This window comes from Paenibacillus favisporus, from assembly GCF_040545415.1.
In the GTDB taxonomy this organism is placed as follows: domain Bacteria; phylum Bacillota; class Bacilli; order Paenibacillales; family Paenibacillaceae; genus Paenibacillus_AQ; species Paenibacillus_AQ favisporus.
The window spans coordinates 1-13763 of record NZ_JBEPLV010000005.1 but is presented as its reverse complement, the minus strand read 5'-3'; the positions used below and the strand labels follow the sequence as shown (position 1 = coordinate 13763).

At 49.3% G+C, this 13763-nt stretch carries 12 protein-coding genes and 1 rRNA gene; 9 read left to right on the top strand and 4 right to left on the bottom strand.

What is annotated here, in order from left to right:
• Positions 1 to 14: 14 nt before the first annotated feature.
• The 3 genes from rnpA to ABID47_RS21460 all read right to left on the bottom strand — a co-directional run bounded on the left by rnpA (position 15) and on the right by ABID47_RS21460 (position 1188).
• Complete coding sequence (gene rnpA, locus ABID47_RS21470) at positions 15 to 365, bottom strand: ribonuclease P protein component (protein WP_076172607.1); 351 nt, start codon at positions 363 to 365, stop codon at positions 15 to 17.
• A 356-nt stretch (positions 366 to 721) separates the two neighbouring features.
• Positions 722 to 856 (bottom strand): 50S ribosomal protein L34, encoded by a 135-nt coding sequence (gene rpmH, locus ABID47_RS21465; protein ID WP_068778604.1) that lies wholly within the window; start codon positions 854 to 856, stop codon positions 722 to 724.
• 107 nt (positions 857 to 963) lie between these two features.
• Entirely contained in the window at positions 964 to 1188 is a 225-nt protein-coding gene (locus ABID47_RS21460; protein WP_354499752.1) for a hypothetical protein, read from the bottom strand.
• A 514-nt stretch (positions 1189 to 1702) separates the two neighbouring features.
• Between ABID47_RS21460 and dnaA the strand changes: the two genes are divergently transcribed.
• The 6 genes from dnaA to gyrB all read left to right on the top strand — a co-directional run bounded on the left by dnaA (position 1703) and on the right by gyrB (position 8054).
• Complete coding sequence (gene dnaA, locus ABID47_RS21455) at positions 1703 to 3049, top strand: chromosomal replication initiator protein DnaA (protein WP_076172504.1); 1347 nt, start codon at positions 1703 to 1705, stop codon at positions 3047 to 3049.
• Positions 3050 to 3248: 199 nt separating this feature from the next.
• Complete coding sequence (gene dnaN, locus ABID47_RS21450; RefSeq protein ID WP_105445360.1) at positions 3249 to 4391, top strand: DNA polymerase III subunit beta; 1143 nt, start codon at positions 3249 to 3251, stop codon at positions 4389 to 4391.
• A 32-nt stretch (positions 4392 to 4423) separates the two neighbouring features.
• A complete protein-coding gene (gene yaaA / locus ABID47_RS21445) occupies positions 4424 to 4642 on the top strand; it encodes a S4 domain-containing protein YaaA (protein ID WP_354499749.1) in 219 nt (72 codons plus the stop codon).
• A 56-nt stretch (positions 4643 to 4698) separates the two neighbouring features.
• Positions 4699 to 5811, top strand: a complete 1113-nt coding sequence (gene recF, locus ABID47_RS21440) for a DNA replication/repair protein RecF (protein ID WP_116233178.1) — start codon at positions 4699 to 4701, stop codon at positions 5809 to 5811.
• A 16-nt stretch (positions 5812 to 5827) separates the two neighbouring features.
• Positions 5828 to 6079, top strand: a complete 252-nt coding sequence (gene remB / locus ABID47_RS21435; protein WP_076172512.1) for an extracellular matrix regulator RemB — start codon at positions 5828 to 5830, stop codon at positions 6077 to 6079.
• Positions 6080 to 6143: 64 nt separating this feature from the next.
• Positions 6144 to 8054, top strand: a complete 1911-nt coding sequence (gyrB, locus tag ABID47_RS21430; protein ID WP_116233177.1) for a DNA topoisomerase (ATP-hydrolyzing) subunit B — start codon at positions 6144 to 6146, stop codon at positions 8052 to 8054.
• A 99-nt stretch (positions 8055 to 8153) separates the two neighbouring features.
• On the opposite strand, the gene ABID47_RS21425 is transcribed toward gyrB, so the two are convergent.
• A complete protein-coding gene (locus ABID47_RS21425; RefSeq protein WP_354499746.1) occupies positions 8154 to 8984 on the bottom strand; it encodes a YheC/YheD family protein in 831 nt (276 codons plus the stop codon).
• Positions 8985 to 9561: 577 nt separating this feature from the next.
• On the opposite strand from ABID47_RS21425, the gene gyrA reads away from it, so the two are divergent.
• From gyrA to ABID47_RS21410, 3 genes are all read left to right on the top strand, one after another.
• Complete coding sequence (gyrA, locus tag ABID47_RS21420) at positions 9562 to 12126, top strand: DNA gyrase subunit A (protein WP_116233175.1); 2565 nt, start codon at positions 9562 to 9564, stop codon at positions 12124 to 12126.
• A gap of 163 nt (positions 12127 to 12289) precedes the next feature.
• Entirely contained in the window at positions 12290 to 13393 is a 1104-nt protein-coding gene (locus tag ABID47_RS21415; RefSeq protein ID WP_354499744.1) for an HD-GYP domain-containing protein, read from the top strand.
• A gap of 280 nt (positions 13394 to 13673) precedes the next feature.
• Positions 13674 to 13763, top strand: a 16S ribosomal RNA gene (locus tag ABID47_RS21410); the annotation flags it as partial.

Genomic DNA, 13763 nt, shown 5'->3' with positions numbered 1-13763 from the left:
AAAGAAACCAGCATTCAGCGCCCCGGCGGCTTCAGCAGCGACGCTTTCCGCAGCACATGCAGAACGCTTTTTTCAAGGTCTTTATAGGACATTTCGACGGCGCCTTTTCTTACAATAAATACAAGATCGACATGCTCGATCAGCTTGTCTTCATGGTGGCGCATAATCTCCTTGACCAGTCTTCGCATCCGGTTGCGTACAACGGCGTTGCCGACTTTCTTGCTGACGGATATGCCGACGCGGAACTTCTCTACCTCTTTTTTGCGGAACCAATACACGACGAATTGGTAATTGGCAAATGACTTCCCATGCCTATATACGCGGCTGAAGTCAGCCCGGTTTCGTAAACGTAAACTTTTATGCACGAATATCCCCTGCTTGCTGCCCGCCATCCCGATGTACAGCGGCCTTTCCTTCAAAAATATCAGCACTCGAAATTTTGCTTCATATAATATATAGCGATATTCCACTTCCTAGTATGGTCATCAATTGTGCGATATAAACCACAATGAGAACCGTGAGCACTTCTCTGAGCACGGCCCGTCCTCTTTCATTTCATCGGGATCGGGACGTATCTACATCTTCTACTCGGCGAAAGGTCCGCTTCTCCCTCTTTTTCTTGAAAAAATCTATAGAAATGAAAGGAAAGACTCATTTTTGTGCGCCGATAGACGTTTTCTTATGAAAAAAAGACCACCTCGGTGGTCTTCATGTACGAAATTTACGCGCTCAGTACTTTTCTGCCCTTCTGGCGACGAGCTGCCAGCACTTTGCGGCCGTTTTTCGTGCTCATTCTTTTCCGGAAACCATGCACCTTTTTGCGCTTGCTTACATTCGGTTTAAATGTAGGTCTCATGTATTGCACACCCCCTTACAGGATTTCATAACCTTTATGGTTAAATATTCATTTTCATTCAACACAGAAAATGCCTTTATACATTTAATCATGAACAGGCCCAAAAGTCAACTCAAACCTGCTCCTCCACTTTCCGGAATTTGAATCCCTGCGATCGCTCTTCTCCTTCTTTTTACTGCTTCCCTCTCCCATTTCTCGATCCATCTGATCTGGAACGCCAGCTTCACCGCTTCATCTTCATTTTCAGCAGCAGTTTCATTAAACGCTCCCTCTCTCTCCCAGCCTCGGTTCTGTGGACACTTTCTCCTGGCATTCACTTCATTCGATTGCATTTCGCTAAAACCATATCATCTCATTTTAAAATCCAGCCATCCGAGTTTTCCACAGCCCCCGGCCCAACAAACCTGAAAAATCCACAATTCGGATTTATCCACTTGTTCACATCGTTCGCAATAAAATTCTAAGATCCGGCATAACCTGTGCACAACTGATTTTTTATTTTGGGAGATGCTGTCGAAAATTAAACACGTTATAAACAATATATAGTGGTGTGAATAAAAATTATACACAACTTATTGAATTTGTGGATAATTTCAGCCATTTCATTGATAAACGGGCGTTCTTTTGCTATGATTATATTGTTTTTGGATGTGAATATGTGATTTCACCCCATATATTATCAACAAGCTGTGGATAAACTTGTGAACAATTTCAATTTGTCCACTTTTTTTATTTTCCCCCGTTTTTGAAACTGGGGATATATTCTGCACCATTCATCTTTTTTCGACATTTCCACTCATGGCTCGATCCCAGCCACATTTGGAAGATTTAAAGGAGTGACAGTCTGTGGACAGCCATACTTCCGAATTATGGCAGCAAATCCTATCAATTATTCATACCAAGCTCAGCAAGCCGAGTTTTGACACCTGGTTTAAAGCAACCAAAGCGATACAAATGAGCGAGCATTCCATCGTAATTTCCGCTCCAACCACATTTGCTGTCGAATGGCTGGAAAGCCGCTACACAAAACTCGTTAGCTCCACCATCTATGAAGTGTTGGGGAAGCAGGTTGACGTGAAATTCGTTATTGAGGAGAACAAGCCTGCCGAACTCACTCCACAGCAGCCCGCGCCCATGCCTCAGGCGACCCCTGACGAGGCTCTAACCCATATGCTTAACCCGAAATATACATTTGACACCTTCGTCATCGGTTCGGGCAACCGGTTTGCTCACGCGGCCTCTTTGGCTGTCGCGGAAGCGCCGGCAAAGGCATACAACCCTTTGTTTTTGTATGGAGGGGTAGGGCTTGGCAAAACTCACTTGATGCATGCGATCGGACACTACATTTTGGAGCACAATCCCGCCAGCCGGGTCGTATATATCTCTTCCGAGAAATTTACGAATGAATTCATCAACTCCATCCGTGACAACCGGGCCGAGAGTTTCCGCAACAAGTATCGGAACGTTGATATTTTGCTGATTGACGATATTCAGTTTCTGGCGGGCAAGGAGTCGACACAGGAGGAATTTTTCCATACGTTCAACGCCCTGCATGAGGAACAGAAGCAGATCATCATCTCAAGCGACCGGCCGCCCAAGGAAATTCCGACGCTGGAGGATCGGCTGCGCTCGCGCTTTGAATGGGGGCTGATTACGGATATCCAGCCGCCGGACTTGGAGACGCGGATCGCAATCCTGCGGAAGAAGGCCAAGGCAGAGAATCTCGATATTCCGAATGAAGCGATGATGTACATCGCCAATCAGATCGACACGAACATCAGGGAGCTGGAAGGGGCGCTGATTCGCGTCGTCGCCTATTCATCGCTGACCAATCAAGACGTGACCACGCATCTGGCTGCCGAAGCGTTGAAGGATATCATCCCGTCCAGCAGACCGAAGATGATCACCATTCAGGACATTCAGCAGAAGGTCGGGGAGTACTACAACCTGAAGCTTGAGGATTTCAAAGCGCGGAAACGGACTAAGGCCGTCGCTTTTCCAAGACAGATCGCCATGTACTTATCCAGGGAACTGACGGATTTCTCGCTTCCCAAAATCGGCGAGGCTTTCGGGGGAAGAGACCATACGACCGTCATCCATGCCCACGAGAAAATATCCCAGTCTCTGAAAGAGGACCAGGATCTGTTCAAAGTCATCAATAACATCACGGAAAAAATCAAAAATCCAACCTGAACAAGTTCAAAGCCTATGCACAATCTATACACATGTGAATAGGCTTGATTTTATTGAGGTTTTTGAACTTATCCACAAATTCAGTGCGCCTACTGCTATTACTATATTATTTAAATAAAATAATATTCATAAATAGGCTGCACGCAGCCGGCATACCGGAGTAGTCTTGCAATCCGAATTTCCTGCTAGGAGTGAAACTATGAAAATCAGCATCCTTAAAAACGTTCTTAACGAATCCATCCAGCACGTATCCAAGGCGATATCGAGCCGAACCACCATTCCGATCTTGTCCGGCATCAAGCTGGACGTGAATCATTCGGGTGTTACCCTCACAGCGAGCGACACCGATATTTCCATTCAGTCCTTTATTCCGGTGGAGGATAGCGAACGCACTATCGTCACGGTCGAACAACCGGGCAGCGTCGTGCTGCCAGCCAAATTCTTCGTGGAAATTATCAAGAAGCTGCCTTCTCAGGAAATTCAAATGGAGGTCAAAGACCAGTTCCAAACCTTTATTTCCTCGGGAGCCACCGAAATTCAGATGGTCGGACTGGATCCGGAAGAATTCCCGGTACTGCCTGATATCGAGGGGAACCAAACGGTTTCCCTGCCTGGAGCGCTGCTCAAAAACATGATCCGCCAAACCGGTTTTTCCATTTCCACGCATGAGACGACACCGATCCTGACGGGGGTTCTGTGGAACCTGGATCAAAACGAGCTGAAGTTTACCGCTACCGACCGACACCGCCTGGCCACCCGCTCCGCTCATTTGGAAGGGGCCGACGAAGTGAAGTTTCATAATGTCGTTATTGCCGGTAAGACGCTGAACGAGCTGAGCAAGATCATTCCCGACCAGAATACGCTGGTCGATATCGTCGTGGCCGACAACCAGGTGCTGTTCAAGATCGACCGGGTCCTGTTCTATTCCCGCATCCTGGACGGCATTTATCCGGATACTTCTAGGATTATTCCGACAAACTACAAAACAGAACTGGTTTTGGACACAAAAAAATTAAGCGAGTCGATCGACCGCGCTTATTTGCTCTCTAGAGAGGAGAAGACGAATATCGTACGCCTGCAGACGATGGAGCATGGCGGTATCGAAATTTCTTCCAGCTCGTCGGAACTCGGTAAAGTGCGCGAAGAGCTGGACGTGATTGATTTTAAAGGGGAACCTCTGAAAATCTCGTTTAACTCGAAATATATGCTGGACGTGCTGAAAGTGGTGGAAAGCGAGCAGCTCAAAATTGCCTTTACCGGCATCATGAGCCCGATCATTCTGAAGCCGGTGGATGACAGCCAAAGCCTGTACGTTATTCTTCCGTACCGGACCACCAACTAAAGCAAAACTTGTCCACAGCGAAAGGATTCCTGATGAACAAAATAGTTATCCACAGTGAATATATTAAGCTTGATCAATTTCTGAAGCTCGCCAACTGCGTATCCACAGGGGGAATGGCCAAAGCTCTGCTGTCGGAGAACATGGTGACCGTAAACGGGGAGCCGGAAGACCGCCGGGGGCGGAAGCTGTATCCGGGCGATCAGGTCAAAGTGACGGACTGCGGCGAATTTGTGGTAGCACAAGAGGCATAAAGTGCCCCCAGGCCGCTGCTGTCTGCGGCGGCCGGCGAAGATGGGGAGGATAAGGCGTGTTTGTTAAAAATATCAGTCTGCAGCATTATCGCAACTACGAGAAGCTGCAGCTGGATTCTTTTGGAGACGTAAATCTGCTGATCGGACAAAATGCCCAAGGCAAAACCAATTTGCTGGAGGCTATTTTTGTGTTGGCATTAACCAAAAGTCACCGGACCTCCAAAGATCGGGAGCTGATTTCGTTTGAAGGAGGAAGCGCGCATCTGTCCGCGGTTGTGGATAAGAAGTACGGTCCGCTTACCCTCGATTTGACGATGTCCCCACAGGGGAAGAAGGCGAAGATTAACGGACTCGAGCAGCGGAAGCTGAGCGATTTTATCGGTGCGCTGAACGTGGTGATGTTTGCCCCGGAAGATTTGGAAATTGTGAAAGGCACACCGGGCATCCGCCGGCGGTTCCTTGATATGGAGATCGGCCAGGTCCAACCGGGATATCTCTATCATTTGCAGCAGTACCAGAAAGTTCTTAACCAGCGGAACAACCTGTTGAAACAGATGTGGGGGAAAGACAGCGTGAAGCCGGGCATGCTGGAAATCTGGGATCAGCAGCTCGTGGAGCACGGTGTTAAAATCATCAAAAAGAGGAAACAATTCATAATAAAGCTGCAGAAGTGGGCGGAAACGATCCACCAAGGCATCACAAGCGGCGGGGAATCGCTGAAGCTTGTCTATCAGCCGTCGTTTGGCGACGCCGAGGAGGAAGATGAAGCTTATCTTTTTGAACAATTTATGTTAAAGTTATCACAAGTGAAGGATCAAGAAGTGCGCCGCGGAATGACCCTTGCCGGGCCTCACCGCGACGACATGGCCTTTTTCATTAACGGCAAGGAAGTTCATACGTACGGTTCACAGGGACAGCAGAGAACGACCGCTCTGTCTCTTAAACTGGCTGAAATCGAACTGATCCAGGAGGAGATCGGAGAGTATCCGGTGCTCTTGCTGGATGATGTGCTGTCCGAGCTTGATCCTTACCGGCAAACACAATTGATTGAGACTTTTCAGAGCAAAGTTCAGACCTTTATCACGGCGACGGGAATCGAAAGTTTGAATGCCGATAAACTGAAGAACGCGAACATCTATCATGTTCATGCGGGACAGGTCAACTCTTAAGGAATGGGGAATGGTTATGTATATCCATCTGGGCGGTGAAAAAATCATCCGTTCTGCAGAGCTGGTTGCGATCTTTGACATTTCGATCGAGAAATCCTCCAAAATATCCAAGCAGTTTGTAAGCCATGCCCGGCAGGAAAAGAACGTGGAGTACATTGGCGAAGAGGAAGCCAAATCCATCGTCGTGACGAAGAGCACCGTCTATTACTCTCCAATTTCCTCATCCACGCTTAAGAAGCGGGCGAATGTTTTCTTCGCCAACGCTTAGGACACTGTGAACGCAGGTACACTCCAATCAGCAAACGTAGAATATATAGAAGTAGGTGACAGGCATGTCTATGAATCAACCGCAATATGATGAGAGTCAGATTCAGGTTCTGGAGGGTCTGGAAGCCGTCCGCAAACGGCCGGGCATGTATATCGGATCGACCAGCGTCAAAGGACTCCATCACCTGGTCTGGGAAGTGGTGGACAACAGTATCGACGAGGCGATGGCGGGCGTATGCGACCATATCGAAGTCATTGTCCACAAGGATAACAGCATCACGGTTGTCGACAACGGGCGCGGTATTCCGGTTGGTGAGAACGAGAAACTGAAAAAATCGACGCTTGAAGTCGTTATGACCGTGCTTCATGCCGGTGGTAAGTTCGGCGGCGGGGGATATAAGGTATCCGGTGGCCTGCACGGCGTGGGCGTATCCGTCGTTAACGCATTGTCCACCAAGGTCGTTGTCCAAGTTAGGCTGAATGGTCATATTTATCAGCAGGAATACCGGCGCGGCGTGCCCCAATATGACGTCAAAGTTGTCGGGGATACCGACGAGCACGGTACGACTGTTACCTTCCTGCCGGATCCGGAAATTTTCACGGAGACTACGGAATATGACTACAATACTCTCCTGACGCGGATTCGCGAGCTGGCCTTTTTGAACAAAGGCATTGCTCTGACGCTGACGGATGAGCGCACAGGGGCTTCCAACTACTTCAAGTACGAGGGCGGTATTATCGAGTACGTCAAGTTCCTGAATGAGAAAAAGGAAGTTCTTCATGAAGAGCCGATCTATGTAGAGGGCTCGCGTGACAACATTCAAGCAGAGATCGCGCTGCAGTACAACGAGAGCTACACCGAGAACATTTATTCTTTTGCCAACAATATCAATACGCATGAGGGTGGAACCCACGAATCCGGCTTCAAGAGCGCCTTGACCCGGATTATTAACGAATATTGCCGCAAGAGCGGCCTCGTCAAAGACGGCTCCAATCTGTCCGGCGACGATGTGCGCGAGGGCCTGACAGCCATCATTTCGGTCAAAATTCCGGAGCCGCAGTTCGAAGGCCAGACGAAAACGAAACTCGGCAACAGTGAAGTCCGCGGCATCGTGGAATCCCTCTTCTCCGAGAAGCTGTCCGAGTTCCTTGAAGAGAATCCTGCCGTATCCCGGCGGATCTTGGAAAAGGCGCTGCAGGCATCCCGTGCGCGCGAAGCTGCACGTAAAGCCCGTGAGTTGACGCGCCGCAAGAGTGCGCTAGAAGTCAGCGCCCTCCCCGGCAAGCTGGCGGACTGCTCCTCGAAGGATGCGTCCATTTGCGAGCTGTACATCGTCGAAGGGGACTCTGCCGGCGGATCCGCCAAGCAGGGACGCGATCGGCATTTCCAGGCGATTTTGCCGATCCGCGGTAAAATCCTGAACGTTGAGAAGGCGCGTCTCGACCGCATTTTGTCTAATTTGGAGATCCGGGCGATCGTAACGGCGATGGGTACGGGCATTGGCGACGAAGACTTCGACCTCAGCAAAGCCCGGTATCACAAGCTCATTATCATGACCGATGCCGATGTCGACGGCGCGCACATTCGCACACTGCTGCTGACCTTCTTCTACCGGTACATGCGCCAGCTGCTGGAAGCGGGATACGTATACATCGCGCAGCCGCCGCTCTTCAAAATTGAGCGCAATAAGACGATCCGTTATGCCGGTTCCGAGAAGGAGCGCGATGAAATCATCGCTGAGTTCGGAGAGGGAGCCAAAATTAATATCCAGCGGTATAAAGGTCTGGGAGAGATGAATCCGGAACAGCTGTGGGAGACAACCATGGATCCGGAGAGCCGCACCATGCTGCAGGTGACGATTGAAGACGCCATGCAGGCAGACCTTATTTTCGACACCCTAATGGGTGACAGCGTTGAGCCGCGGCGTGATTTTATTCACGAACACGCAAAAACCGTTAAAAATTTGGACATTTAAGCTTGAAACCCACCTTAACTTGTTGGTGAGTCCAGCCCAAGATGATATAGACAGACAAAACAAGAGAAGTTTCCGGAACCGGAGCTTCTCTTGTTTTTGTTAATAGCTGCCTCTTCGTTTACTTCTGCCGGGGAGCCTCCCATAGTTGATCGCATACCGTTCTATGCGGCGGTAAATGCTTTTATCCTTGAAGAACTTTTTAAACGGAAAGATGGCCGGGAGCGTATTCACTTCAAGGATCCAGGGGTTGAGCTGCTCGTCGATGGCTACGTCGAGGCCAATCTCCTTGATACCGGGGAATTTGGTCTGCAGCTGCTGTGCAGTGGCTACACCCAGCTCATACAGCTTTCGTTCCAAGTGAGGGGCTTCTTCAGGGCTTACGTTCCCCTCGAGCAGTTCGTTCAGCAGGCGTACGGAACCTCCACCGTGGTAGTTCGTGATGATCATGTCCTTAGCGGCCACCCGGCCGATGATGCCTGTCGTCTCCCAATTACGGTAGGGTGTTTTTTGGGTCAGAATTCTCAGATCAAACTGGCGCTCCTCGTACTTCAAAGTCACGATTCCCTGTTGAATAATATAAAACTTTCCTCTTGTGTGTCTGAGAATGGCTAGATGCAGCGCATCAAGGTTCGCGTACGTCTCGGAGCGTATGCCGTAGCGCAAGGTATATTCCACTCCAGTGTGGGGAGGACCCTCGGTGGGCTGCTCGCCAGCTGGAACGTCAGGTTCACCGTGCCGCTGTACGTTCATGACCCCGTTGCCGTATGTGCCGCGGTCCGGCTTAATGTATACAAGAGGTGTGTTTTCAAGCATATTACCCAGCGTAGCGCGTGTATATTTTTGCGTTAAGGGAATGTAAGGAGATACCTGTTGATTCTGTAAAAGGACCTGGGTTTTCGCCCATTTGCTTGCAACACGTTGAATCGCCAAGAAATATCATCCTTTCTACGTGATTGGCCTTGTTATGTGCTTGTCGGCCGGAGCTTCTTCTCCGCGGTTCACAGGCGTAAAACATAGGACAAGCAAGCAAAACAATGGTATAATATAAAGATGTGGTGTTTTGTTTGCTCAAAACAGCACTAGGCGTCCCTATTGCCCTACCAGTATATGTGGAAAAGGCACAGAAGGCCGGGCGAATCCCTAGAGAAGCGGAACTTGGGCAGCTGCGGAGCCAGCGGCGCTCAAACGTTTAATTGTGCTCTTTTTGTGAAAGTAATATAATAAAGGTTGGTGGGTTTGCGGATTCTCGTCCGTTGATTTCACCTTTTCAGCCCTGCGCTTATGCGCTTTTCGGTTCGCTCGGGCAAGAAGGAATTGAACTTTAACAGGCTTGCATGAGCCTGAAAGTTATGGGAGCTTTTGCGGAAGTACGGGCGCTAGGTCCAGCCTGCAAAGACTGTACGTCGATAGACGTTTTTCCTCATATATTGATTTTTTATTTGCTGTACTAAATGAATCGTCTGACAAGACATGTTAGTGGTTTGATAGAAATTGGAGGAGGTCCACCATGGCGGAAGAAAGAGGCTCGCAAATCAAAGATCGGGACATACGCGACGAAATGCGCGAATCCTTTATGGATTATGCGATGAGCGTTATTGTTTCCCGGGCTTTGCCGGATGTGCGGGACGGGATGAAGCCTGTTCACCGGCGTATCCTGTACGCGATGTCGGAGCTCGGTATGTATCCGGATAAACCATTTAAGAAATCGGCGAGGATCGTGGGTGAGGTCATCGGTAAGTATCACCCGCATGGTGACTCGGCTGTATACGAGTCCATGGTTCGTATGGCACAGGATTTTTCGATGCGTTATATGCTTGTTGAAGGCCATGGAAACTTTGGATCCGTTGACGGTGACTTTGCAGCAGCCATGCGTTACACCGAAGCGCGTCTTTCCAAGATCGCCATCGAGATGCTGCGCGATATCAACAAAGAGACAATTGATTTTACCGAAAACTATGATGGTGAGGAACTGGAGCCGGTTGTGCTTCCTGCACGTTATCCGAACCTGCTAGTCAATGGGGTATCAGGAATCGCGGTCGGTATGGCCACCAATATTCCACCTCATAACTTGAGCGAAGTGATTGATGGTGTACAGGCGCTCATCAAGAACCCCGACATTACGTCACTGGAATTGATGGAATATATCAAGGGTCCTGACTTCCCTACCCGGGGCTTCATTTTAGGCCGGCAGGGAATCCGCCAGGCATATGAGACTGGCCGTGGATCCGTCACAATGCGGGCCAAAGCCGAGATTGAAGAAGTCAACAATAAAGCGCGTATCATTGTGACCGAGCTGCCTTATCAGGTCAATAAAGCGCGTTTGGTCGAGAAAATCGCTGAGCTCGTGCGCGAGAAGAGACTCGAGGGCATTACCGATCTGCGGGACGAATCCGACCGGACCGGTATGCGAATCGTCATCGAGCTGCGCCGTGATGTCAATCCGAGCGTCATGCTGAATAATCTGTACAAACATACGGCACTGCAATCCACGTTCGGCATCAACATGCTGGCGATCGTGAACAAGGAGCCGAAGGTTCTGACGCTGCGTGATGCGCTGTACTATTATTTGCAGCACCAGATTGAAGTTATCCGCCGCCGGACCGAATATGATCTGAAAAAGGCGGAAGCCCGCGCTCATATTTTGGAAGGCTTGCGAATCGCACTTGACCATCTGGATGAAGTCATCTCGATTATCCGTTCTTCTCAAACGACGGAAATTGCCCGTGACCGTTTGATAGAGCGTTTCAGCCTAAGCCTTGAGCAAACCCAGGCCATTCTGGAAATGAGACTCCAGCGCCTGACCGGTTTGGAACGCGAGAAAATTGAGGCCGAGTACCAGGAGCTTATGGTGAAGATTGCTGAGTACCGTGAAATTCTCGCGAATGAAGAGCTTGTTCTGGACATTATTACGAATGAGCTTCAAGAAATCAAGGAGCGCTTCGGCGACGAGCGCCGCACCGAAATTACCGTTGGTGAAGAGAGCATTCTGGATGAAGACCTGATTCCGCGTGAAGAAGTGGTTATCACGATCACGCATACGGGATACATCAAACGTCTGCCTGCCAATACCTATCGCAGCCAGAAACGCGGCGGACGCGGGGTGACAGGGCTTGATATGAAGGATGAGGACTTTGTCGAGCATCTCTTCGTTACCAACTCGCATAATTACCTGATGTTCTTCACGGATCGGGGTAAGGTGTACCGCCTGAAAGCGTACGAAATTCCTGAACTCGGCCGTACCGCCCGGGGAACGGCGATTATTAACCTCATTCAGATCGAACAGGGAGAGACGATCAATGCCGTGATTCCGGTCTCTGAGTTTGAGGATGACAAATACCTGTTCTTCGTTACCCGCAGCGGGGTTGTGAAGAAGACGCCTCTCGAAGATTACGTGAATATCCGCAAAGGCGGCTTGATCGCGATCAACTTGCGCGAAGACGACTGCTTGATTGAAGTCAAGCTGACGGATGGCAAGCAGGAAATGATCATGGGTACAGCCCACGGCATGTCCATCCGCTTCTCTGAGCATGATGTGCGGTCGATGGGGCGCGGAGCGACAGGGGTTAAAGGGATTACCCTGGATGAAGGCGACTCGGTGATCGGTATGGACGTCATCGATAAAGAGCTGGATGTCCTGATCGTAACGTCCAAGGGATACGGCAAGCGTACCCCTGCCAGCGATTACCGTTCGCAAACGCGGGGCGGTAAGGGGATTAAAACCATCAACGTCACGGACAAGAACGGACCGGTGGTTGGGCTGAAGGTCGTGAAGTCCGAGGAAGACCTGATGATCATTACCACCAGTGGCACGTTGATTCGGACCAGCATGGAGGGAATCTCCACGATGGGACGCTACACGCAGGGCGTGAAGCTGATTAACATCCGTGAGGATGATTCTGTAGCGACCGTATGCCGCGTGGATAAGAGCGACGATCCGGAAGATGAAGACGTAGTCTTGATCGAAGGGCAAGAGGTCGGCAACGGATCGGAAGAAGGCGCGGAGCCTGACGACACCGGAGCACCTGCGCCGGAAATGACGGATGCTTCGGATGAGGCACCGGACGAAGAATAATTCCGTTAATACGGCAAACGCTAAGAGCATGAGTCTGATTCCATCAGATTCATGCTTTTTTTCTTGGCTTCATGTGGCAAGCAGGCAATTGTACAGCCTCCTTATCCGTAATATAATTGGTGTATATTACCACCATATGAGTTGGAAATGAGTGAATGGATTAATGGCCAGCGTATCGATTACAGAAATCAAACCCGGTTTAAAATTATCCAAGGATGTTCACACGCCATTGGGCGGATTGCTGCTTCAGAAGGGAACGGTACTGCTGCCGAGAGACCTAGAAATCCTGCGTGCATTTATGGTGCAGTCGGTTGACGTTGACAACGGAGAGCAGGAAACGAAGAGCTCCGTTGACAGCAGAGCGGCGATACCGCAGCGGAGCGTCCCTTCAGTTCAGGCCGGAAAGGACTCAGTCACAACCGTCCAACGTTCCAGTTTTCTAGAGGAATATGACAGAATGATTCAGCTGGTAAAAAGCACATACCCTTCCGTTATTGCGGCAGAGATCCCGATTTTTGAACTCAGAGGCCAACTGGAGGCCCTTATTTCACAGATTAAGGACTATAATTTATTAACCTTTTCGCCAAGAAGCATGAGCGAGTATGACTATATTTATCACCACGCGGTCCTTTGTGCGTTGTCATCCTATCAGCTGGCCAAATGGATCGGTTTACAGCAGAAGGATTGGATGCAAGCTGCTTTCGCAGGCTTATTCCATGATATCGGTAACTTCAAAATTGATCCGGCCGTATTGTACAAGCCACAGCCTCTTACCGCAGAGGAAGTTGAAGAGATGAAGAGACATACCACCTACGGCTATCAACTTCTGAAAAATGTAACGGCTATTAATGAGGGCGTACGCTTGGCTGCTCTGCAGCATCATGAAAAGGTAGACGGCACAGGGTATCCTCTCCGGCTGGATGGAGGCAAGATTCACATCTATGCGAAAATTGTTGGCATCGTTGATATATTCCACGCCATGACGCTGAATCGCGTATACCAGAAAGCCCAATCTCCGTACCTGGTGCTGGAGCAAATTCATGCAGAGGCTTTTGGTAAGTTGGATCCAAGTATCGTCAGCACATTGATCAGCAAAGTAACAGAATTTCATAACGGCACCGTTGTCCGACTAAGCAATGATCAGATTGGAGAAATCGTCTTCACGGACCGCAATCATCCGACACGGCCTATGGTCTCTGTCAACGGACAGATTATCAATCTGATTCAGCAAAGACAGTTATGTATCAACGAAATTATTTCTTCGTAAATAGTTGACTTCATATTAAAGGCTGTGTTATATTATCTCTTGCCCTCTTAAAGCAGGAATGTTGATAACACAGCTTTTTAAAAGAAATATAAAAAAAGCTTGCAAACTTGCTGAGAGTATGATATACTATAAAAGTTGCTGAGGCGATGAGCTTTCGGTAACGAAACGAAGTTTGATCTTTGAAAACTGAACAACGAGTGAGTATAAACGCGACGGTCTTATGACCGGAGCGATTGAGATTAAATCAATCTCGTCAGATTCAAAATGAGCTATATCAACTTTCTTGGAGAGTTTGATCCTGGCTCAGGACGAACGCTGGCGGCGTGCCTAATACATGCAAGTCGAGCGGACTTGATGGAGAGCTTGCTCT